Raw genomic sequence first — 21,096 nt, forward strand, 5'->3', positions numbered from 1 at the left:
TGGGTCCGGCAACGCCGAACCCACCGTGAGCCGCGACGGCGCCGGAAGGGCGCCGGGGGCCTTACTCCTCGATCAGCAGGCCCCGCCTGAGGCGGGACAACGTCCGCGTCAGCAGACGCGAGACGTGCATCTGGGAGATGCCCAGTTCCTCGCCGATCTCCGACTGGGTCAGATTGCCGACGAAGCGCAGCGAGAGGATCTTGCGGTCCCGGGCGGGCAGTTCCGCGATCAGCGGCTTGAGTGACTCGACGTACTCGATGCCCTCCAGGCCGTGGTCCTCGTAGCCGATGCGGTCGGACAGCGCGGCCTCGGAGTCGTCCTCCTCCGGCTGGGCGTCCAGCGAGCTGGCGGTGTACGCGTTGCTCGCCGCCATGCCCTCGACGACCTCTTCCTCGCTGAGGCCGAGTCGTTCGGCCAGCTCCGCCACGGTGGGGGAGCGGTCCAGGCGCTGGGCGAGTTCGTCTCCGGCCTTGGCCAGGTCGAGCCGCAGTTCCTGGAGCCGTCGCGGCACCCGCACCGACCAGCTGGTGTCACGGAAGAAACGCTTGATCTCGCCGATGATCGTCGGCATCGCGAAGGTGGGGAACTCCACACCCCGGCTCAGCTCGAACCGGTCGATCGCCTTGATCAGTCCGATCGTGCCGACCTGGACGATGTCCTCCATCGGCTCGCTGCGCGAGCGGAAGCGGGAGGCCGCGAACTTCACCAGGGCGAGATTCAGCTCGACCAGGGTGTTGCGGACGTACGCGTGCTCGTGCGTGCCCTCTTCCAGGGTCTCCAGGCGTTGGAAGAGCGTCTTGGACAGGGCCCTCGCGTCCAGCGGCGCCACCTCGTCGAAGGGCGGGATCGCCGGCAGATCGGCGAGTCCCTCCAGGTCCGGCAGTGGAGTCGACGCGTCTGGCGTCTCCGAGGTTCCGGTCTCCGGCTCCGCAGCGGCTCCGTAGTCCGTCTCCTGAAGCGTCTGTGCGTCGAGCTGGGATGCCATGATCTCCTCCCTCAGGCCGGGCCGAAGGCTGCCGCTGCCATGCTTGGCGTACTGCTGGTGCGGCGCCTCCAACCGGCCGTGTACGGACATCTCCTTACCAGGCCTACCCGTTTTCGGGTCCGACTTGCAAGTTTCCGGGGAAGTCCTGATGCAGCTGTTACGAGCGGCGACCCTCTGTACGCGCGGCACCGACTACCGTCCGCTTCTCGGACGGCGTAAGGTGCGAGGGCGCAGTCACAGGCAACCAGGAGGAACGCGCATGGACCGCGGGATGGTCGGGACCGCCGGCCGAGACCGTCTCAGTGTCGCCGTGCAGCGGCGTGGACACTGTGCGATCTTCACCCCGGCCGGTGAGCTGGATCACCACACCGCTGAACTTCTGCGGGAGCCGATGGAGAACAGCGTCGACGAGGGGTGCAGCAAGCTCGTCGTGGACTGTTCGCGGCTTGAGTTCTGCGACTCCACCGGCCTGAACGTGTTGCTCGGCGCCCGGCTGAAGGCCGAGGCCGTAGGCGGCGGGGTGCACCTCGCCGGGCTGCGTCCGGTGGTGGCGCGGGTGTTCGAGATCACCGGTGCCGAAGCCGTTTTCACTGTCCATGACACTCTCGCCGACGCGTTGAACGAGTGACGTGAACCGTGGCGGCCGCCCCTTTATGTCGAGGGGCGACCAGCGCCACACCGGCTCGCGAGAATCTGGGGGTGTTGCCCGGGTTCCCTCGGGCAGGAGACTCCTCGAACTGTCGGACATCGGTGAGGTGAAGCGCTGATGAGCACCACCCGGCCCTTTGCGCCGGACGACCGTGACCGCAATCACGGCGACGTCCGCGACTCAGGCATGCCCGTGACGGGTATGCCGGGGTACCAGGTGCGCAGCCTCGCGCTCGCTGACGCCAGCGGCGTCGTTCCGCTCGCCCGCGACTTCACCCGTCAGGCGCTGTACGACTGGGGCTGGCTGCCCGCCGCCAACGACGAGCGGCGGGCCAGCGCCGAGGACATCCTGCTGATCGTCTCCGAACTGGTCACCAACGCCTGTCTGCACGGCGGCGGCCCCCAGGAGCTACGGCTGCACGGTGCCCCCAAGATGCTGCGGCTCGAGGTGTCCGACGGCAGCTCCGGCCACCCCGCGCCGCGCACCCCGCACCGGGCGGGCCGCCCCGGGGGGCACGGGATGTTCATCGTGGAGCGGCTCTGCCTGGACTGGGGCGTGGTGCGGGATCCGGCCAACCCCGGAAAAACCGTTTGGGCGGAGGTCGCCTGGCCGGGCTAGGGCCCGGTCGGCCGTGCGCGGGCGTGCAGCGTCAGCCCCGCGGCCGCGATCACGTCGGAGGTGACCAGCGCCTGGTCGGCCTCCACCTGGGGCAGGTAGACGAACGGCGGGACGAGTGGCGGGACCGGCAGCCGGTCCGGGGTGAACGTCAGGCACATCACGCCTTCGAGGCAGCCGCTGAACCGGGTCAGGTAGAGGGTCACATCGCCGGTGAGGTCCAACCGGTCGGCGCCGAGCGCCAGTTCGGGACCGTTGTCGCGGGTGGTGAGCCGATAGTCGGTCAACGAGGCCGCGCGCATCCGCAGCACCATCACCTTCCGCGGCCCCGCCGCGGTGAGCACCTCGCTGACCCCGGCGATGGTGAACCCCTCCGGCGCGAACCACGTCGTGGTCACCGTCGGCGGTGTGCTCGGCGCCGGAACGCCCGCGAACCGGGGCGTAGCGGACGCCGCACGGGATAGCGCCCCGGACCCTGGCACCGGCCCGGTCACCAGACCCGCCAGCAGTACGAACGGCAGCGCGACCGCGAGCGTACGGCCGGGCGGACGTCCCGGCGGCAGAAGCTGGTGCCGGAGACCGCGAAGGAGGCGGCCAGCGCCCCCTGTGCCATTCCGGCGGCGAGCGCGCCGACCGCGAGGACCGCGGGTAACGCGACAACCGCCGCCTTCCTCCAGGCCGTTGCGCCTTCCGGCATGTACCGCTGTGCGCCCATGTGGTTCCTCCGTCGCGTCGGAAGACCCTCTGCCATACTGCGGATGACCCGCGGCAGTCGGAGAGTAGGGCGGAATTTGAATAATAGTCAACGGTGCGGACGGCGGTCTTCCGTGACCGCCCGCGATACCGAACGGTCCCGGGCCCGGCGCGCCGAACTCATCGCCATCGGCCGCAGGTTGTTCGCGGACACCTCGTACGACGCGCTGTCCATGGACGACATCGCCCGGCACGCCGATGTGGCCAAGGGGCTGATCTACTACTACTTCAAGAACAAGCGCGGCTACTACCTGGCGATCATCGAGGAGTCGGTGGCAGAACTGGTGGTCAGGGCGGACAGCGACACCGGGCTGCCGCCCGCCGAGCGGGTGCGCCGCACCGTCGACGGCTATCTGCGCTACGCCCAGCACCACCAGGCCGCGTACCGCACCATCGTCACCGGAGGCGTCGGCTTCGACGCCGAGGTGCACGCCATCCGCGACGGGGTGCGGGAGGCGATCCTGACCGCGATCGCCCACGGGGCGTGGGGACATGGGCGGATCCCGCTGGTGGCCCGGCTGGCGCTGATCGGCTGGATGTCGGCGGTGGAGGGCGTCACCCTCGACTGGCTGGCCCACCAGGAACTGCCCCGGGAGACGGTGCGCGCGCTGCTGGTGCGCATGTTGGGGGACACGCTGCGCACCATCGAGGACTTCGAGCCCGGGTGCCCGGCGCCGGTGTCGGGCGGCTGAGTCCGGCGGTGGCGCCCGATCCCGGCGCGGCGGCATGAGCGAACCCCCTTCCCTTGGCAGGAGCCCCGGCGTACCGTCGGATCCCCGAATCTGATGTATCGTCAGTAACTTTTCGGCCGAAGGGAGTTGGCGATGTCGTACGCCGCGAGCGGGACCGCGGTCCGGGGCGGAGCGCTCGCCCTGGCCGCGACGGTGGTGGTGGCGGTCGCGCTGGGCACCGCCCCGGCCGCGTACGCCACGACGGTCCCCGTGGACTACCAGTGCCAGACCCCGATCGGCAACAAGGGCGCCGTCTCGCCCATCGACATCAAGGCCGCGCGCAGCGGCTCGGACTACAAGCTCACCATGTCCTTCGAGAAGGGCGTCTCGTCCAGCCCCATCGAACTCGGCAAGGGCGCGATGAACCCCAGTGCCGTCATCAAGGTCGGCGGGGCCGACTCGGGCACGGTCAACGTCTCGGGGCCGCCCAACGACGCGCCGATCCCCGCCAACACGCCAATAAAGATCAACGATCTGTCCGGTACGTACACCCCGCACGCCAGCGGCAAGGTCACCTTCACCGCGGGCACCCTCACCATCAAGGCGCTCGGGACCACCACGACGTGTACCGCGAGCAACAACCCGGGACCCTCGCTCACCCTCGATGTCACCGCGGCGGGCGGATCCGGCAGTTCCGGCGGCTCGGGCTCCGCATCCGGTTCCGCCTCCGGCTCGGGTTCCGGCGGGCAGTTGCCGCAGACCGGTCCGGATGACTCCGCGGTCGCACTGGGCACCTTCGGCGGCACCGTGCTGCTGCTCGGCGCGGGTGGCGTGCTGTGGCTGACCCGGAGGAACCAGCCGCGCTAGGCCTGGTACGGCGGAAGGAGTGCGGCCCATGGCGTCCCCCAGCCCGTCTCCCGAGTCCCCGGCCACGGCGCCGCGGGGCCTCGGTGCCGTCATCGCCGTGCTGCTGGCGTGCGCCGCCCTCGGCGGATGGACCGCGGCGCCCGCGGGCGACCGCCCGTACTTCTACCTGGAGACCGGGCCGGGAACGGTCGCCCGGGACACCGTGTCGGTGGCCAACCCCTCTGACCGGCCGGGGCGGTTCACGCTCTACGGTGCCGACGCGCGCCTCACCGCGCACGGCGGCTTCGCGGTGCGCGACGCCGCCGACAGCACCGACTCCGGCACCTGGACGCGGTTCGCCTCGTCCTCGGTCCAGGTGCCGGCCAGGACCTGCGCCGACATACCGTTCACCATCACGGTGCCCGGCACCGCGCCACCCGGTGACCATCCCGCCGCCATCGTCATCGAGGACGGCACCGGCAGGCGCACCATCGTGCCGGTGCGTCTGCGGGTCACCGGCCGTGCCCTGGCCGCGCTCGGCGTCGAGGACGTGACCGTGGCCCGCACCGCGCACGGCACCGAGATCCGCTACGTCGTGGTCAACCGCGGCAACACCCCGCTGACCCCGAGCGTCGCGGTACGCGCCGACGGGCCGCTGGGCACGTCACTGCGCCGCCCGGCACGCCCACTGGGCGTACTCCCACCCGGCCGCCGGGTCCAACTGGCCGAGCCCTGGCCGCATCCTCCGGCACTGGACCGCGACCGGATCCGGGTGACGGCCACCGCGGGCGGCACCACGGCGGTGGGCACCGCCAGCTATGCCACCGTGCCCTGGGCGCTGCTCGGCGGCGTGTGCGTGGCGGGCGGATGCGCCGCCGCGGCACTCCTGGTGCGCCGCCGGGGCGCGTACGGATGCGACGGCGGCGGTCAACAGGGCGACGGCGCACGGGAACTGGCGGGAGCGACGACATGACATGGCGTCACCGGTGCGCGGCGGCCGTACTCGCGCTACTGCTGTCGCTCCTCGTGCTGGCCGCGCCCGGCCCGGCGGCCGCCGACGGCGCGACCGTACGGCTCTCCGCCCAACAGGCGGGCGCGGGCGGCACGATCACCGTGACGGGGACCGGGTGGCGGCCCAACTCCCTGCTGACGATGCTGATCTGTGGCCAGAACGCGATCGGCGGCACCAACTCCTGTGCCAACGCCACCGGGAGAGCGGTTACGACGAACGCGTCCGGCGCGTTCAGCGAGCGGCTCCCGGTCGCCGAACCGCCCAAGCCGTGCCCCTGTGTGGTGCATGTCGCCACGGTGGTGGGCGATCCGGTCATCGTCGACGCGGCGTTCAGCGTGGCAGGGCACCCCGTGGCGCCGCTGCCGCCGGACACCGGGGGCGGGCGGCTGGCCGCGCTAGCCGCCCGGCTGGACGGCAGCAGCGGCCTGCTCACCTGGTTCGGCGCCCCCGCCCAGCGCCGACTCGTGCTCACCGTGGGCAACATGGGCTCCGACCCGGCCAAGGACCCGGTCTTCAAGGTCGGCCTCTCACACGGCGTCTACGCCCCGCAGTGGCAGGACCAGCGATGGCGGGGCACCGTGAACCCCGGCGCCAAGGCGCAGGTCAGCCTGCCGGTGGAGCTGGCCGCCGGGGCGCACGGCGAGTACCGGGTGACGCTGGAGTACGGCGGCAAGGTGCTGGTAGAGCAGCCGTGGAGCGTTTCGCGGCCGTGGGGCGTGACGCTGTTCTGGACCCTGCTGTTCGTCGTCGTACCGGCCGGGGTGTTCCGGATCGGCATGGCGGTCGTCGACCGTCTGCGCCCTCCGACGGCCACCCGGCGGCCTGCTCCGGTCCGCCCCCGCACCGGCCGCGGCAACGACCCGGACCCCGTGCCCGCCACGTCTTTCCGCCCGGCAGGCCTTCCGTGGTTCGCCCCCGACAACCGTCCGGGGGACCGCGGCGCACCCTCCGCACCGTCGACGGATGACCACCCCACTGCGAAGGGAAGCACGTGATACGTACCCGAACACGACCACCCGCGAGCCGCACCGCCGGCGCGGTCTGCGCCGCTCTGCTGCTCGGCGGGGCGTCCCTGGTATGGGCCGCGGGACCGGCCCACGCCGCCGAGTCGGACTTCGCCACCCAGTGCGTACCACCGGCGATCTCCGGCCTGCCGCCGGTCAACGGCACCACCAAGGCCGACATCACCGCACCGGCCACGGCCACCGTCGGCGACGAGGTCACCGTGGTGTGGAAGACGCTCCAGGCGGCGTCCAACAACCCCGGCATCATCGACCTCGGCAAGGACACCGTGCAGCCGAGCGGGAACCTGACGGTCGGCGGCGCGCAGACCGGCACCCTGGCGGTCCAGGGACCGCGCTCCAACCCGCCGATCCCCAAGAACAGCCCCATGGTGCTGTCCGACATGACCGGCAAGCTCAAGCTCACCGCGCCCGGGGACGTGACGCTCACCCCCGCCGACTACGACATCAACGTCAGCCAGCCGATCTCCACGGACACCAAGTGCAAGGCGACGGCCACCGTGCCGCCCGCCGTCACCATCAAGGTCACGGCGGGCGGCGGCACTTCGGGCGGTGGCACTTCAGGCGGCACCAGTAGTGGCGGTACGAGTGGTTCCGGAGGAACGGGCGGCACTGGCGGAACCAGCGGTTCCGGGGGCACCAGCGGTTCCGGAGGCACCACCGGCGGCGGTACGAGCGGTTCCGGTGGAACCAGCAGCAGCGGCGGCACCACCGGAGGCTCCGGCGGCGGAACCTCCTTCACCGGCAAGCCGGTTGACGTCGACTACCAGTGCGTGACCCCGATCGGCAACAAGAGCGCCGTCTCCCCGGTACAGATCAACGCCACCAAGAGCGGCGGCGACTACGGCCTGACCGTGCACTTCGGCAAGAGCGTGATGAACAGCCCGGCCGACATCCCGGCCAACTCCGTCAAGCCGTCGATGAAGGTGACGGTGGGCGGCGCGGACCACGGTGCGGTCCCGGTCGCGGGACCGACCAACCCGCAGCCCATCAAGGCCGGTGACCCCATCGCCATCCCCGACCTGACCGGCACCTACAAGCCGGGCGCCACCGGCAAGTCCACACTCACCCCGGGCGTGCTGACCGTCAACGCGCTGGGCACCACGACCACCTGCACCCCGGCGAAGGACCCGGGCGTCTCGCTGACCCTGGACACCTCCGGCCAGCCGGGCGGCACCAGTGGCGGCGGCACCACCGGAGGCACCGGCGGTACCTCGGCCGGTACCGGCGGCACCGGTGACACCGGCGGTGCCGGGAGCGCCTCCGGTTCGGGTTCCTCCGGCAGCCTCGCGGCGACCGGTGCCGGTGACATCGGCGCGTTGCACGCCCTGGCGCTGGTGGCGGGCACCGTCATCCTGCTGGGCTGCGCGGTCTTCGCCTTCACCCCGTGGCGCAGACTGCGCCGGTGAACGCGTGAGAGGCCCCCGGGACACAGGTCCCGGGGGCCTCTCGGCACGTGCTCAGCGGTGCCTCAGTGCACGTCGCCCAGCAGTGCGATGATCCGCTTGCGGTAGATGAAGACCGCCACACCGGCGAGCGCGGCCACCGCGCCCTGGATCGCGAACGAAGCCTCGGACAGGAACGCGTTGCCCGCCACCAGCTGGATGATCGCGGCGGTGCAGTCACCGGCCGTCACGGCCAGGAACCACAGACCCATCATCTGGCCCGCGTACTTGGCCGGAGCCAGCTTGGTGGTGACCGACAGACCGACCGGCGAGAGGCACAGCTCCGCGACCGTCTGCACCAGATAGACCATGGCCAGCCACAGCGGGGTGACCTTCGCCCCGCCCGCGGCGGCGGTCTGCGCCATCATCATCACGCCGAACGAGATGCCGATGCCCAGCAGGCCGAGGGCGAACTTCACGGTGGTGCTGGGGTTGCGGTCCTTCAGCTTCACCCAGAGCATCGCGACGAACGGCGCCAGCGCCATGATGTAGAGCGGGTTCAGCGACTGGAACCAGCTGCTCGGGAAGCCGAAGCCGAACAGCTTCGACGCCGTGTTGTTGCTGGCGAAGACCGTCAGGGTGGAACCGGACTGGTCGTAGATCATCCAGAACACCGCGGCGGCGATGAAGAACCAGATGTACCCGGTGACCTTGGACCGCTCGTCCGCCGTGATCTCCCTGTCGCGGCGGATCTTCACGAAGTAGTACGCGGGCAGCGCCAGACCGGCCAGCGACAGCGGCCACAGCGCCCAGTTGATGGTGAACGAACCGGTGGCGACCACGACGGCGTAGAAGAGCACCGCCGCACCGGCCCACATGCCGGCCTTCTTCAGCAGTACGGAGCGCTCCTCGGCCCGCAGCGGGGCCGGGACGCGGCTGCTCTCCTCCGCCAGGTGGCGGGTGCCCAGCAGGAACTGGCCGAGGCCCAGCGCCATGCCGACACCGGCGAGGGCGAAGCCCAGGTGCCAGTTGACGCTCTGGCCCACCGTGCCGATGACCAGCGGGGCGGCGAAGGCACCGAGGTTGATGCCCATGTAGAAGATCGTGAAGGCGCCGTCCCGGCGCGGGTCGTTCCGTTCCGGGTAGAGGTGGCCGACCATCGTGGAGATGTTGGCCTTCAGCAGGCCGGAGCCGACCGCGATGAAGACCAGGCCCACGAAGAACGAGGCCTCGACCGGCACCGCCAGCAGGAAGTGGCCGATCATGATGATGGTGCCGGCCACGGCGACGGTCTTGCGCGGGCCCCACAGGCGGTCCGCGATCCAGCCGCCTGGCATGGCGAGCAGGTACACCGTCGCGTTGTAGACGGAGTAGATAGCGGCACCAGTGGCGGCGGCGAAGGCCAGACCGCCCTTGGAAGCCGGGGCGACCAGATAGAGCACGAGCAGTGCGCGCATGCCGTAGAAGCTGAACCGCTCCCACATCTCCGTCATGAAGAGGGTGGCCAGGCCGCGGGGGTGGCCGAAGAAGGTGCCGCCGCCGTTCACAGGGGTCGCCTGTGCTGCGGTGTCCTTCGTCAGGCTGGACGCCATGGTCGTTCCTTGGGTGCTCAGAGCGCGCGTTGGGGGGAACACACGCCCGGTGGGGGTGACCGGCACCGGCACGCGTACCGCCCGCCCCTCAACGTCCAGGGGGTTCGCTCCCTTGTTCTGGGAGCGGCAGAGCGGTCGCACGCCGGGATCCACGCCCCGCCTTCGCGGCATGGGCCCGGCCGACAGGTCGTTCACTGGTGGAGGTGGCGGTATGCCGCCCCCGCACAGAAAGAGACCCTTGGCGCGTCGTTCGGCCGAGAGTCTCTTGGTCGTGCTAACGGACGTTCGCCCCAAGGTAGGTCAAGAGTCACGGCTATTGCACCGTCTTGAGATATACGTCACAAGGGGGCGCGAGGAGTCGTGTGATCCACTCTCCGGCGCGCCGAGCCCCATCGATGATCCGGTGGCGTCCGCCCGCGCGCCCCCGTGGCCAGCTACGCGGACTACCATCAGCCCATGACCCGCGTACTGCTCGCCGAGGACGACGCTTCAATCTCGGAACCGCTCGCGCGCGCGCTGCGCCGCGAGGGTTACGAGGTCGAGGTGCGCGAAGACGGACCCACGGCACTCGACGCCGGACTGCAGGGCGCCGTGGACCTGCTCGTTCTGGATCTGGGCCTGCCCGGCATGGACGGCCTGGAGGTGTGCCGACGGCTGCGCACCGAGGGCCATGGCTTTCCGGTTCTGGTGCTCACCGCCCGCGCCGACGAGGTGGACACGGTGGTCGGCCTGGACGCCGGTGCCGACGACTACGTGACAAAGCCGTTCCGGCTGGCCGAACTGCTCGCCCGGGTGCGGGCGTTGCTGCGGCGCGGCAGCGCCGAGGCCCAGCCCACCACCCAGGGCGTGCGGATCGACGTCGAGTCGCACCGCGCCTGGATCGGCGATGAGGAACTGTCGCTCACCGCCAAGGAGTTCGACCTGCTGCGCGTACTGGTACGGGACGCGGGCCGGGTCGTCACCCGCGACCAGCTGATGCGCGAGGTGTGGGACACCACGTGGTGGTCCTCGACCAAGACGCTCGACATGCACATCTCCTGGCTGCGCAAGAAGCTCGGCGACGATGCCGCCAATCCGCGCTACATCTCCACCGTCCGGGGCGTCGGCTTCCGTTTCGAGAAGAACTAGCAGAACGAGAAGTGTCTGAGCTCCGATGCGCCGCCGTCTGATCAACTCCACGCTCGCCGTGGTCCTCGTCGTGATCGCCGTCTTCGGGATCTCGTTGGTGATCGTGGAGAGCCGGACGATCGAGAGCAGCGCCAAGGAGAGCGTGCAGTCCGACGCCGTCCAGCTGATCGGTGTCGTGGAGAACCGCATCGCCGCGGGGGAGAAGGTCTCGCCACCCGCGCTCACCCGGCAGATCACCTCCCAGCGGTACGCCGTGATCAGGATCCCCGGTCAGGGGCCGATCACCCTGGGCACGCCGCCGCACGGCAAGGTCATCCAGTCACTGCAGACCGGGGTGCACGGCGAGTCGGTGCTGGTCCAGGAGTCCCGCTCGGTGATCAGCCAGGAGATCGGCCGGACCCTGCTGGTGATCCTGGCGGTGGCGCTGCTGGCCATCGCCGCGGCCGTGGTCCTCGCCGTACAGCAGGCCAGACGGCTGACCTCGCCGCTGATCGACCTGGCCGAGACCGCCGAGCGGCTGGGCTCCGGCGATCCGCGCCCCCGGCACCGCCGCTACGGGGTGCCGGAGCTGGACCGGGTGGCCGACGTGCTGGACGCCAGCGCGGAGCGGATCGCCAAGATGCTCACCGCCGAGCGGCGGCTGGCCGCTGACGCCTCCCACCAGCTGCGCACCCCGCTGACCGCGCTGTCGATGCGCCTTGAGGAGATCATCGCCACCGACGACCACGACACGGTCAAGGAGGAGGCGACCATCGCGCTCGGCCAGGTCGAGCGGCTCACCGACGTCGTGCAGCGGCTGCTGACCAACTCCCGCGACCCGCGCACCGGCTCCGCGGTCACCTTCGACCTGGACGAGGTGATCAAGCAGCAACTGGAGGAGTGGCGCCCGGCGTACCGCGGTGAGGGCCGCAGCATCTCCAGCACGGGCACCCGCGGGCTGCGCGCCGTCGGCACGCCGGGGGCGGTCGCCCAGGTGCTGGCCACGCTGATCGAGAACGCGCTGATGCACGGCTCCGGCTCGGTGGTCATCCACACCCGGGTCACCGGCAACCAGGCCGTCGCCGAGGTCACCGACGAGGGCCAGGGCGTGCCGCCCGACCTCGGCTCCCGGGTCTTCGAGCGGACCGTCAGCGGCCGCAACTCGACCGGCCTCGGCCTCGCCGTCGCCCGCGACCTGGCGGAGGCCGACGGCGGCCGTCTGGAACTGCTCCAGCAGCGTCCGCCGGTCTTCGCGCTGTTCCTGGCCCGGGAGAACGGGGAGTACGCCGAGGGCGGCACAGAAACGCCGGAGGGCCGTCCTGGTCAGGACGGCCCTCCGGTTCGCTGACGTGTACGCGGGGTGACTACTTGCGGCCCGCGTTGACCCGGGACCGCTCGGCGTCGCTGAGGATCGCCTCCGCCTGCTCGACCGCCTGCGCGGGCAGCGAGCGGAACACCCAGGTGCGGTAGGACCAGAAGCGGAACAGGGTGGCGACACCGATTCCGGTGAACTTCCAGAAGTTGTTGGCCAGCGGGCCGTCCCAGCCCATGCCGTAGGTGGCGCCGAACAGCACGCCGTTCTCGATCACCAGGCCGATCGCGCTGAAGAACACGAACAGGCCCAGCTCCTTGCCGCGCCCGCTCTTGTCCGCGTCCCGGTAGGTGAAGTAGCGGAAGCCCACGTAGTTGAAGGCGATCGCGACGATGGTCGCCACCACACTGGCCCGCACGGTCTGCAGGTGGGTCGCGCTGCGTAGCAGGTTGAACACCACGAGGTTGACGGCGATGCCGGCGATGCCGACGACGCCGAACTTGGCGATCTCGCGGTAGAGGAGCCTCAATCGAGTGTTCAGCGCGCTCAGTCGACTCATGATGTCGCTAGACCCTGTCTGTCGGTGATCGTCGGTTGCCGGTGCTGATGTGCCGGTGCCGTTTCATTGGGCTGTTCGGCTGCTCCCCCGAGGCATCATGCTAACCACCAAGGGTGAACGATCGCCTCCTGTCGAGGTGTATCCGTTCCCGCTCAAGGGTAGGGACCCGCCAAGTTGTGCCCATGTGCCGGTAAAAGGTGAACCTCCCATGAGTTGGACGGTCCGCTGCTCACGGGGGTTCGCAGTGGGCGTCTTAAATTCGGCTTACATTCTTGCGATGATCGCATGCCCGGGCGCGTTTAGCCCGGCAACGCGAGGGTGTCCAATCGGCGGCTGGGTGGTACGGGTGCCCGGTCGACCACCGTTCCGCGCCGTCACGCAACGCGCGTAGATTCATCCGGAGTGTCCTCGCCTATACCCTGGCCTGGTGACATTCCCCGTAGTCGGCATGGTCGGGGGCGGACAGCTCGCCCGTATGACGCACGAGGCGGGCATCCCGCTCGGCATTCGTTTCAAACTGCTCTGCGATGGTCCGCAGGACTCCGCGGCACAGGTCGTCCAGGACGTGGTGATCGGCAACTACCGCGATCTTGAGACGCTTCGGGAGTTCGCCAAGGGCTGCGATGTGGTCACTTTCGACCACGAACACGTCCCGACCGAGCATCTGCGGGCGCTGGAGGCCGAGGGCGTCGTCATCCGGCCGGGGCCCGAGGCACTGTTGCGCGCCCAGGACAAGGGGGCGATGCGGGACGCGCTGACCGCGATCGGGGTGCCGTGCCCGCGGCACCGGATCGTCGCCGACCCGGCGGACGTGGCGGCCTTCGCCGCCGAGACCGGTGCCGCGGCGCGTAGCGCCTCGGATGAGGATGGTGGCGGGCGACGGGCGGGCGGCTTCCCCGTCGTGTTGAAGACCGTGCGCGGTGGATATGACGGCAAGGGGGTTTGGGTCGTCCACGACACCGAAGAGGCGGGTGAGCCCTTCAAGGCCGGTGTGCCGGTGCTCGCCGAGGAGAAGGTCGACTTCGTGCGGGAGCTCGCCGCCAACGTCGTCCGCTCCCCGCACGGCCAGGCCGTCGCCTACCCGGTGGTGGAGTCGATCCAGGTCGACGGCGTCTGCGACACCGTGATCGCGCCCGCGCCGGAACTGTCCGCCGAACTGTCCGCGCGGGCCCAGCAGCTCGCGCTGACCATCGCCAGGGAACTGGGCGTCGTCGGCCATCTCGCGGTCGAACTGTTCGAGACCCGGGACGGCCGGATCCTGGTCAACGAGTTGGCGATGCGTCCGCACAACAGCGGCCACTGGACCCAGGACGGCGCCGTCACCTCGCAGTTCGCCAACCATCTGCGGGCCGTGCTCGACCTGCCGCTGGGCGACCCGCGCCCGCGCGCCCGGTGGACCGTGATGGCCAACGTGCTCGGCGGCGACTACCCCGACATGTACCACGCGTACCTGCACTGCATGGCCCGGGACCCCGGCCTCAAGATCCACATGTATGGCAAGGACGTGAAGCCGGGCCGTAAGGTCGGCCACGTCAACACCTACGGCGACGACCTGGCCGACGTGCGCGAGCGCGCCCGCCACGCCGCCGACTACCTGCGAGGAACGATCACCGAATGAACTCCCCCCTCGTCGGCATCGTCATGGGGTCCGACTCCGACTGGCCCGTAATGGAAGCCGCCGCCAAGGCGCTCGAAGAGTTCGAGATCTCCTACGAGGTCGACGTGGTCTCGGCGCACCGCATGCCGCGCGAGATGGTCGGGTACGGGGAGCGGGCGGCCGGACGCGGCCTGAAGGCGATCATCGCGGGAGCGGGCGGCGCCGCCCATCTGCCCGGCATGCTCGCCTCGGTCACCCCGCTCCCGGTGATCGGCGTGCCCGTGCCGCTTAAGTACCTGGACGGCATGGACTCGCTGCTGTCCATCGTGCAGATGCCCGCCGGGGTGCCGGTGGCCACCGTCTCCGTCGGCGGGGCGCGCAACGCGGGGCTGCTCGCGGTGCGGATGCTGGCCGCGCACGACGAGGAACTCCTGGAGCGGATGCGGCACTTCCAGGAGGACCTCAACCACCAGGCCACCGAGAAGGGCAAGCGGCTGCGCGCCAAGGTCGGCACCCAGGGCTCCTTCGGGTTCGGGAAGTGAGCGGCGCGATGGACGACCTCGCCCGCGCACGTGAACTCCTCGCCGCGCACCCGGTGGTTGACGGCCACAACGACCTGCCGTGGGCGCTGCGCGAACAGGTCCGCTACGACCTCGACCGGCTCGACATCGCCACCGACCAGCGCGCCTCGCTGCACACGGACATACCCCGGCTGCGCGCCGGCGGCGTCGGCGCCCAGTTCTGGTCGGTCTACGTACGCGCCGACCTCACCGGCGACGACGCGGTCAGCGCGACCCTCGAACAGATCGACGTCGTACGGCAGTTGACCGAGCGCTACCCGGCGGACCTGCGGCTGGCCACCACCGCGGACGACATGGAGGCGGCGCGGGCCGAAGGGCGGATCGCCTCGTTGATGGGCGCCGAGGGCGGCCACTCCATCAACAACTCCCTTGCCACGCTGCGGGCGTTCCACGCGCTCGGGGTGCGCTACATGACGCTGACCCACAACAGCAACGTGCCGTGGGCGGACTCCGCCACCGATGAGCCGCGGGCGAACGGGCTCACCCGCTTCGGCGAGGAGGTGGTACGGGAGATGAACCGCTGCGGCATGCTGGTCGACCTCAGCCATGTCTCGGCCGACACCATGCGCGACGCGCTGCGGGCGACCTCGGCGCCGGTGGTCTTCTCGCACTCCTCGTCCCGTGCGGTCTGCGACCACCCCCGCAACATCCCGGACGACGTACTGGAGTTGCTGCCCGGCAACGGCGGGGTGGCGATGGCCACGTTCGTGCCGAAGTTCATCCTCACCGAGGCCATCGAGTGGACCCTGGGCGCCGACGAGAACATGCGCGCCAACGGTCTGCACCCGCTGGACTCCACGCCCAGGGGCATGGAGGTGCAGCGGGCCTACGAGGAGCGCAACCCGCGCCCGATCGCCACCGCGGCCACCGTCGCCGACCACCTTGACCACATGCGGGAGGTCGCGGGCGTCGACCACATCGGCGTCGGCGGTGACTTCGACGGCACCGCCTTCGTGCCGAAGGGCCTGGACGACGTCGCGGGCTACCCCAACCTGGTCGCCGAACTGCTGCGCCGCGGCTGGTCGGACGCCGACCTGGCCAAGCTGACCTGGCACAACGCGGTACGGGTGCTGCGCGACGCGGAGGCGGTCGGCCGCGACGAGCGGGCCAGGCGCGGCCCGTCCAACGCGACCATCGAACAGCTGGACGGAATGCGCTAGTTGTCGGGTGTGGCCGCGTAAGGGGCGTGTCAATCCGCGCGGCCACACCGCCAAGGGCGCATCAAGAGCATCCGGGCGCGCTGCCCGGAACCGATTGGCTGGATGGCACCGGTGCCCACCGGTGCCCGCGCCGGGGCGGTCAGCCGCGGGGCGGAGTTTCCCCTCGTCACCGTAGCGATGGATTCCGCCATGTCCTTTCTGGCGCCTGAGAAGGTCGTTGTCTCCGATGCCCACCAGCCCACCAGGCACTCCGCGGCCGGCTCGCTGCGGGTCTCCGCGGGGCTGATCGATTCCAGACAGCTGGTCGCCGCGCTGCCCGAGGCGCTGCGCAAGCTGCATCCACGGCGCATGATCAGGACGCCGGTGCTGTTCGTGGTCGAGGTGGGGGCCACGCTCACCGCGCTGTCCGCGGTGCTGTCGCCCACCGTGTTCGCCTGTGTGATCACCGTCTGGCTGTGGTTGACGGTGGTCTTCGCCAACCTCGCGGAGGCGGTGGCCGAGGGCCGCGGCAAGGCGCAGGCCGAGTCGCTGCGCAGGACGCGCATGCAGACCACGGCGCGCCGGCTGCACCGCTGGCGGGTGGGTCTGGACGACTGCCCCGAAGAGGTCGTCGCGTCAACGGAGTTGAAGCCGCAGGACTTCGTGGTGGTGGAGGCCGGGGAGGTCATCCCCGGTGACGGCGAGGTGATCCACGGCATCGCCTCGGTCGACGAGTCCGCCATCACCGGTGAGTCCGCGCCGGTCATCCGGGAGGCGGGCGGGGACCGCTCGTCGGTCACCGGCGGCACCAAGGTGCTCTCCGACCGCATCATCATGCGCATCACCTCCAAGCCCGGCGGAACGTTCATCGACCGGATGATCGCGCTGGTCGAGGGCGCGGAGCGGCAGAAGACACCGAACGAGATAGCCCTGAACATCCTGTTGGCGTCGCTGACCATCGTCTTCATCCTGGTCGTCGTCACCCTGCAGCCGATGGGGCGGTACGCCGGCTCCGAGCAGTCCACGGTCGTGCTGGTCGCGCTGCTGGTGACGCTGATCCCCACCACCATCGGCGCGCTGCTGTCGGCGATCGGCATCGCGGGCATGGACCGGCTGGTGCAGCGCAACGTCCTGGCCATGTCCGGCAGGGCGGTCGAGGCCGCGGGTGATGTGTCCACGTTGCTGCTGGACAAGACCGGCACCATCACGCTGGGCAACCGGCACGCGGCGGAGTTCCTGCCGCTGGACGGCATCGAGGACTGGCAGCTCGCGGACATCGCCCAACTGTCCTCACTGGCCGACGAGACGCCTGAGGGCCGTTCGGTGGTGGTGCTGGCCAAGGAGCGGTACGGGCTGCGGGAGCGGCAGCAGGGGGAGCTGCCGGGGGCGCTGTTCGTGCCCTTCACGGCGCAGACCCGGATGAGCGGGGTGGACCTCGCCGACGGGCGGATGATCCGCAAGGGGGCGGCGGCGGCCGTCGCCGGCTGGGTCGTGCAGCGCGGCGGTCGGGTGCCGGACGGACTCGGCCGGATGGTGGAGGACGTCTCCTCCTCCGGCGGCACCCCGCTGCTGGTCGCGGTCGAGGACGCCTACGGGGCAAGGGCGTTGGGCGTCATCCACCTCAAGGACGTGGTCAAGGACGGCATCCGGGAGCGGTTCGCGCAACTGCGCAGGATGGGCATCAAGACCGTCATGGTCACCGGCGACAACCCGCTGACCGCCCGCGCCATCGCGCAGGAGGCGGGCGTGGACGAGTTCCTGGCCGAGGCGACACCCGAGCAGAAGCTGGCGCTGATCAAGCGGGAGCAGGCGGGCGGCAACCTGGTCGCGATGACCGGCGACGGCACCAACGACGCGCCCGCGCTGGCCCAGGCGGACGTCGGTGTGGCGATGAACACCGGCACCTCGGCCGCCAAGGAGGCCGGGAACATGGTGGACCTGGACTCCAACCCGACCAAACTGATCGACATCGTCCAGGTCGGCAAGCAACTCCTCATCACCCGCGGTGCGTTGACGACCTTCTCGATCACCAATGATGTGGCGAAGTACTTCGCGATCATCCCCGCGATGTTCGCCGGCGTCTATCCGGGCCTGGACAAGCTCAACATCATGGGTCTGCACAGCCCGCAGTCCGCGATCACCTCGGCGATCATCTTCAACGCCCTGATCATCGTCGCCCTGATCCCGCTGGCCCTGCGCGGCGTCCGCTACACCCCCACCTCGGCCCACGACCTCCTCCGCCGCAACCTGGCCGTCTACGGCCTCGGCGGCCTGATCCTCCCGTTCCTCGGCATCAAGGCGATCGACATGGCCATCCGGTTCGTGCCGGGTCTGGGGTGAGTCAGCGGGGACTGCGTGTCCGCCGGGAGCTTCGGGGGGCGAACGCGAAGGGCGCGCCCCAGGGGGCCTCCGCCCTCTCGGCGTACGGGGTGATGCGGCGGCATCCGTACTGGCTGGCGATCGGCTGACGGTGCACGACGATGGCCGCGCGGGGGGCGATGACGTGGAGGGGATGTCGGCGCGGGCTCGCCGAATCGGCCAGCCAGAAGCCAACCCTCACGCCAGCGGGCGCCCCATCGCGCGGAAGACCCACCCGGCGCCGCGCCACAGCGCCGGGTCCAGCGCGTTGCGGCCGTCCAGGATGCGGCGTTCGGCGGCGGCCTCGCCGAGGGCGGCCGGGTCCAGGTCGCGGAACTCGCGCCACTCGGTGAGGTGCAGCACGACGTGGGCGCCGCGGACCGCGTCCAGGGCGGTGGGGGCGTAGCCCAGGGTGGGGAACAGCTTGGCGGCGTTGTCCATGCCCTTGGGGTCGTAGACGGTGACCTGGCCGCCCTGCAGGTGTATCTGGCCCGCCACATTGAGCGCGGGCGAGTCGCGCACGTCGTCGGAGTCGGGCTTGAACGAGGCGCCCAGCACCGCGATCCGCTTGCCCAGGAAGCCGCCGCCGCACGCCTCGCGGGCCAGCTCCACCATGTGGCCGCGGCGCCGCATGTTGATCGAGTCGACCTCGCGCAGGAAGGTCAGCGCCTGGTCGGCGCCGAGTTCTCCGGCCCTGGCCATGAAGGCGCGGATGTCCTTGGGCAGGCAGCCGCCGCCGAAGCCGATTCCGGCGCGCAGGAACTTGTGGCCGATCCGCTCGTCATGGCCGATCGCCTCGGCGAGCTTGACCACGTCGCCGCCCGCCGCCTCGCAGACCTCGGCCATCGCGTTGATGAACGAGATCTTGGTGGACAGGAACGAGTTCGCCGCGTTCTTCACCAGCTCCGCGGTCGCGTAGTCGGCGACGACGAACGGCGTGCCTGCTGTGACGGGCGTCGCGTAAACCTCGCGCAGCAGCTTCTCCGCCCGCTCGGAGCGCACGCCGACCACGATCCGGTCCGGGTGCAGGGTGTCCTCGACCGCGAACCCCTCGCGCAGGAACTCCGGGTTCCAGGCCAGCTCAGCGGCCTGCCCGGCCGGGGCCAGCTCGGCGATCCGGTCCGCCAGCCGGGCCGCGCTGCCCACCGGCACGGTGGACTTGCCGACCACCAGGGCGGGCCGCGTCAGATGGGGGGCGAGGGACTCGATCGCGGCGTCCACATAGGACATGTCGCAGGCGTACTCGCCGTGCTTCTGCGGGGTGTTGACACACACGAAGTGCACATCGCCGAACTCGGCCACCTCCTGCCAGGAGGTGGTGAACCGCAGCCGCCCGGTGGCGCCCTCGATCCCCGCGACGTGCCGGGCCAGCAACTCGTCAAGACCCGGCTCGTACATCGGCACCCGGCCCGCCGACAGCGCCTCGATCTTCGCCGGATCGATGTCCAGCCCCAGCACCTCGAAGCCCAGCTCCGCCATGGCGGCGGCGTGGGTGGCGCCCAGGTAGCCGGTGCCGATCACGGTGAGCTTCAGCGTCACGGGGTCTGCCTTTCGGGGTCCGCCTGGGTGCCGCGCCTGGGGCGCCGCTGGGTGCGTCAGCCGAGCATAGTCGGGCATTGCGCTGGGCATATCCGCCGCTGTCGGCAACCTCACGTATCCGTGGTACGCCCTACCGCTCTAGAATTAGGTTACTTAACGGTAGTTAGCAGGCGCTCAGCGGATCTTGGGAGTGAGACACCTTGGCGGGTTCGACCGATTTCGATCTCTACCAGCTGTCCGAGGAGCACCAGATGCTCCGGGACACGGTGCGCTCGCTCGCCGAGGCGAAGATCGCCCCGTTCGCGGCCGAGGTGGACGAGCAGGCGCGCTTCCCGCAGGAGGCGCTCGACGCGTTGGCCGGCGCCGACCTGCACGCGGTCCACGTGCCCGAGGAGTACGGCGGCGCCGGGGCCGACGCACTGGCCACCGTCCTGGTCATCGAGGAGGTCGCCCGGGTCTGCGCCTCCTCCTCGCTGATCCCCGCCGTCAACAAGCTCGGCTCGCTGCCGGTCATACTCTCCGGCTCCGAGGACCTGAAGAAGAAGTACCTGGGCCCGCTCGCCAAGGGCGACGCGATGTTCTCGTACTGCCTGTCCGAGCCGGACGCCGGTTCCGACGCCGCGGGCATGAAGACCAAGGCGGTGCGCGACGGCGACCACTACGTACTCAACGGTGTCAAGCGCTGGATCACCAACGCGGGCGTGTCCGAGTACTACACGGTGATGGCCGTCACCGACCCGGAGCAGCGCTCCAAGGGCATCAGCGCCTTCGTGGTCGAGAAGTCCGACGAGGGCGTCTCCTTCGGCGCCCCCGAGAAGAAGCTCGGCATCAAGGGCTCGCCGACCCGCGAGGTCTACCTCGACAACGTGCGCATCCCCGCCGACCGCATGATCGGCGCGGAGGGCACCGGCTTCGCCACGGCGATGAAGACCCTCGACCACACCCGCATCACCATCGCCGCCCAGGCCCTCGGCATCGCCCAGGGCGCCCTGGACTACGCCAAGGGCTACGTCAAGGAGCGCAAGCAGTTCGGCAAGGCGATCGCCGACTTCCAGGGGATCCAGTTCATGCTCGCCGACATGGCGATGAAGCTGGAGGCCGCCCGTCAGCTCACCTACGCGGCCGCGGCCAAGTCCGAGCGGGTCGACGCCGACCTGACGTTCTTCGGCGCCGCCGCCAAGTGCTACGCCTCCGACGTCGCGATGGAGATCACCACCGACGCTGTCCAACTCCTCGGCGGCTACGGCTACACCCGTGACTACCCGGTCGAGCGCATGATGCGCGACGCCAAGATCACCCAGATCTACGAAGGCACGAACCAGGTCCAGCGGATCGTGATGGCGCGCAATCTGCCGTAAGGCGGCACGCTATGTC

Annotated in this window: 20 protein-coding genes; 14 read left to right on the plus strand and 6 right to left on the minus strand. The window is 70.4% G+C overall.

Annotated features, from left to right (window positions below):
* Positions 1 to 61 precede the first annotated feature (61 nt).
* Entirely contained in the window at positions 62 to 985 is a 924-nt protein-coding gene (locus tag P3G67_RS31855) for an RNA polymerase sigma factor SigF (RefSeq protein WP_276096643.1), read from the minus strand.
* Positions 986 to 1,244: 259 nt separating this feature from the next.
* Here P3G67_RS31855 and P3G67_RS31860 point away from each other — a divergent pair, with 259 nt between their 5' ends.
* On the plus strand, positions 1,245 to 1,613 hold the full coding sequence (locus P3G67_RS31860; protein WP_269855775.1) for an STAS domain-containing protein: 369 nt from the start codon (positions 1,245 to 1,247) through the stop codon (positions 1,611 to 1,613).
* A gap of 138 nt (positions 1,614 to 1,751) precedes the next feature.
* Complete coding sequence (locus P3G67_RS31865; protein ID WP_276096600.1) at positions 1,752 to 2,252, plus strand: ATP-binding protein; 501 nt, start codon at positions 1,752 to 1,754, stop codon at positions 2,250 to 2,252.
* On the opposite strand, the gene P3G67_RS31870 is transcribed toward P3G67_RS31865, so the two are convergent.
* Positions 2,249 to 2,647 (minus strand): hypothetical protein, encoded by a 399-nt coding sequence (locus P3G67_RS31870; RefSeq protein WP_276096601.1) that lies wholly within the window; start codon positions 2,645 to 2,647, stop codon positions 2,249 to 2,251. The two genes, P3G67_RS31865 and P3G67_RS31870, sit on opposite strands and share 4 nt — an antisense overlap.
* Before the next feature lie 92 nt (positions 2,648 to 2,739).
* The gene (locus P3G67_RS31875; RefSeq protein ID WP_276096602.1) at positions 2,740 to 2,964 is read right to left on the minus strand and encodes a hypothetical protein; all 225 of its coding nucleotides are present in this window, start codon (positions 2,962 to 2,964) and stop codon (positions 2,740 to 2,742) included.
* A gap of 76 nt (positions 2,965 to 3,040) precedes the next feature.
* Between P3G67_RS31875 and P3G67_RS31880 the strand changes: the two genes are divergently transcribed.
* The 5 genes from P3G67_RS31880 to P3G67_RS31900 all read left to right on the plus strand — a co-directional run bounded on the left by P3G67_RS31880 (position 3,041) and on the right by P3G67_RS31900 (position 7,962).
* Entirely contained in the window at positions 3,041 to 3,694 is a 654-nt protein-coding gene (locus P3G67_RS31880) for a TetR/AcrR family transcriptional regulator (protein WP_276096603.1), read from the plus strand.
* 132 nt (positions 3,695 to 3,826) lie between these two features.
* Positions 3,827 to 4,540 (plus strand): LPXTG cell wall anchor domain-containing protein, encoded by a 714-nt coding sequence (locus P3G67_RS31885; RefSeq protein WP_276096604.1) that lies wholly within the window; start codon positions 3,827 to 3,829, stop codon positions 4,538 to 4,540.
* Positions 4,541 to 4,568: 28 nt separating this feature from the next.
* Positions 4,569 to 5,492 (plus strand): hypothetical protein, encoded by a 924-nt coding sequence (locus tag P3G67_RS31890; protein ID WP_276096605.1) that lies wholly within the window; start codon positions 4,569 to 4,571, stop codon positions 5,490 to 5,492.
* A complete protein-coding gene (locus P3G67_RS31895; protein WP_276096606.1) occupies positions 5,489 to 6,526 on the plus strand; it encodes a neocarzinostatin apoprotein domain-containing protein in 1,038 nt (345 codons plus the stop codon). Before P3G67_RS31890 ends, P3G67_RS31895 begins: the two co-directional genes overlap by 4 nt.
* Positions 6,523 to 7,962, plus strand: a complete 1,440-nt coding sequence (locus P3G67_RS31900; RefSeq protein ID WP_276096607.1) for a hypothetical protein — start codon at positions 6,523 to 6,525, stop codon at positions 7,960 to 7,962. Before P3G67_RS31895 ends, P3G67_RS31900 begins: the two co-directional genes overlap by 4 nt.
* A 62-nt stretch (positions 7,963 to 8,024) precedes the next feature.
* On the opposite strand, the gene P3G67_RS31905 is transcribed toward P3G67_RS31900, so the two are convergent.
* The gene (locus P3G67_RS31905) at positions 8,025 to 9,530 is read right to left on the minus strand and encodes a peptide MFS transporter (RefSeq protein ID WP_276096608.1); all 1,506 of its coding nucleotides are present in this window, start codon (positions 9,528 to 9,530) and stop codon (positions 8,025 to 8,027) included.
* A gap of 456 nt (positions 9,531 to 9,986) precedes the next feature.
* Between P3G67_RS31905 and P3G67_RS31910 the strand changes: the two genes are divergently transcribed.
* Together P3G67_RS31910 and P3G67_RS31915 are read left to right on the plus strand one after the other, a co-directional pair.
* Positions 9,987 to 10,658 carry a response regulator transcription factor gene (locus P3G67_RS31910; protein ID WP_269855784.1) on the plus strand — a complete coding sequence of 224 codons (672 nt, stop codon included), beginning with the start codon at positions 9,987 to 9,989 and terminating at the stop codon, positions 10,656 to 10,658.
* Between the two features lie 25 nt (positions 10,659 to 10,683).
* A complete protein-coding gene (locus tag P3G67_RS31915) occupies positions 10,684 to 11,985 on the plus strand; it encodes an ATP-binding protein (protein ID WP_276096609.1) in 1,302 nt (433 codons plus the stop codon).
* Between the two features lie 16 nt (positions 11,986 to 12,001).
* Here the strand turns inward: P3G67_RS31915 and P3G67_RS31920 are convergent, their stop codons facing one another.
* The gene (locus P3G67_RS31920; RefSeq protein WP_269855786.1) at positions 12,002 to 12,508 is read right to left on the minus strand and encodes a GtrA family protein; all 507 of its coding nucleotides are present in this window, start codon (positions 12,506 to 12,508) and stop codon (positions 12,002 to 12,004) included.
* Between the two features lie 448 nt (positions 12,509 to 12,956).
* Between P3G67_RS31920 and P3G67_RS31925 the strand changes: the two genes are divergently transcribed.
* From P3G67_RS31925 to kdpB, 4 genes are all read left to right on the plus strand, one after another.
* Complete coding sequence (locus P3G67_RS31925) at positions 12,957 to 14,126, plus strand: 5-(carboxyamino)imidazole ribonucleotide synthase (protein ID WP_391858393.1); 1,170 nt, start codon at positions 12,957 to 12,959, stop codon at positions 14,124 to 14,126.
* Positions 14,123 to 14,647: a 5-(carboxyamino)imidazole ribonucleotide mutase gene (gene purE / locus P3G67_RS31930; RefSeq protein WP_269855788.1), complete on the plus strand. Its 525-nt coding sequence runs from the start codon at positions 14,123 to 14,125 to the stop codon at positions 14,645 to 14,647. The genes P3G67_RS31925 and purE overlap by 4 nt, the downstream gene beginning before the upstream one ends.
* 8 nt (positions 14,648 to 14,655) lie before the next feature.
* Positions 14,656 to 15,846, plus strand: a complete 1,191-nt coding sequence (locus P3G67_RS31935) for a dipeptidase (RefSeq protein ID WP_276096611.1) — start codon at positions 14,656 to 14,658, stop codon at positions 15,844 to 15,846.
* 189 nt (positions 15,847 to 16,035) lie between these two features.
* On the plus strand, positions 16,036 to 18,165 hold the full coding sequence (gene kdpB / locus P3G67_RS31940; protein WP_276096612.1) for a potassium-transporting ATPase subunit KdpB: 2,130 nt from the start codon (positions 16,036 to 16,038) through the stop codon (positions 18,163 to 18,165).
* Between the two features lie 216 nt (positions 18,166 to 18,381).
* Here the strand turns inward: kdpB and P3G67_RS31945 are convergent, their stop codons facing one another.
* Entirely contained in the window at positions 18,382 to 19,722 is a 1,341-nt protein-coding gene (locus P3G67_RS31945) for a UDP-glucose dehydrogenase family protein (RefSeq protein WP_276096613.1), read from the minus strand.
* Positions 19,723 to 19,922: 200 nt separating this feature from the next.
* Between P3G67_RS31945 and P3G67_RS31950 the strand changes: the two genes are divergently transcribed.
* Positions 19,923 to 21,080 (plus strand): acyl-CoA dehydrogenase, encoded by a 1,158-nt coding sequence (locus P3G67_RS31950; RefSeq protein ID WP_269855791.1) that lies wholly within the window; start codon positions 19,923 to 19,925, stop codon positions 21,078 to 21,080.
* The last annotated feature ends 16 nt before the right edge of the window (positions 21,081 to 21,096 follow it).

Origin of the sequence: Streptomyces silvisoli, from assembly GCF_029269905.1 — a bacterium.
Classification (GTDB): Bacteria; Actinomycetota; Actinomycetes; order Streptomycetales; family Streptomycetaceae; genus Streptantibioticus_A; species Streptantibioticus_A silvisoli_A.

What these genes read in the sequence shown, in the direction of transcription:
- P3G67_RS31890 (WP_276096605.1), top strand. Translation starts at nt 4,569, where the DNA reads ATGGCGTCCCCCAGCCCGTCTCCCGAGTCCCCGGCCACGGCGCCGCGG.
- P3G67_RS31860 (WP_269855775.1), top strand. Translation starts at nt 1,245, where the DNA reads ATGGACCGCGGGATGGTCGGGACCGCCGGCCGAGACCGTCTCAGTGTC.
- purE (WP_269855788.1), top strand. Translation starts at nt 14,123, where the DNA reads ATGAACTCCCCCCTCGTCGGCATCGTCATGGGGTCCGACTCCGACTGG.
- P3G67_RS31895 (WP_276096606.1), top strand. Translation starts at nt 5,489, where the DNA reads ATGACATGGCGTCACCGGTGCGCGGCGGCCGTACTCGCGCTACTGCTG.
- P3G67_RS31905 (WP_276096608.1), bottom strand. Translation starts at nt 9,530, where the DNA reads ATGGCGTCCAGCCTGACGAAGGACACCGCAGCACAGGCGACCCCTGTG.
- P3G67_RS31885 (WP_276096604.1), top strand. Translation starts at nt 3,827, where the DNA reads ATGTCGTACGCCGCGAGCGGGACCGCGGTCCGGGGCGGAGCGCTCGCC.
- P3G67_RS31935 (WP_276096611.1), top strand. Translation starts at nt 14,656, where the DNA reads ATGGACGACCTCGCCCGCGCACGTGAACTCCTCGCCGCGCACCCGGTG.
- P3G67_RS31925 (WP_391858393.1), top strand. Translation starts at nt 12,957, where the DNA reads ATGGTCGGGGGCGGACAGCTCGCCCGTATGACGCACGAGGCGGGCATC.
- P3G67_RS31855 (WP_276096643.1), bottom strand. Translation starts at nt 985, where the DNA reads ATGGCATCCCAGCTCGACGCACAGACGCTTCAGGAGACGGACTACGGA.
- P3G67_RS31915 (WP_276096609.1), top strand. Translation starts at nt 10,684, where the DNA reads ATGCGCCGCCGTCTGATCAACTCCACGCTCGCCGTGGTCCTCGTCGTG.
- P3G67_RS31920 (WP_269855786.1), bottom strand. Translation starts at nt 12,508, where the DNA reads ATGAGTCGACTGAGCGCGCTGAACACTCGATTGAGGCTCCTCTACCGC.
- P3G67_RS31875 (WP_276096602.1), bottom strand. Translation starts at nt 2,964, where the DNA reads ATGGGCGCACAGCGGTACATGCCGGAAGGCGCAACGGCCTGGAGGAAG.
- kdpB (WP_276096612.1), top strand. Translation starts at nt 16,036, where the DNA reads ATGTCCTTTCTGGCGCCTGAGAAGGTCGTTGTCTCCGATGCCCACCAG.
- P3G67_RS31910 (WP_269855784.1), top strand. Translation starts at nt 9,987, where the DNA reads ATGACCCGCGTACTGCTCGCCGAGGACGACGCTTCAATCTCGGAACCG.
- P3G67_RS31865 (WP_276096600.1), top strand. Translation starts at nt 1,752, where the DNA reads ATGAGCACCACCCGGCCCTTTGCGCCGGACGACCGTGACCGCAATCAC.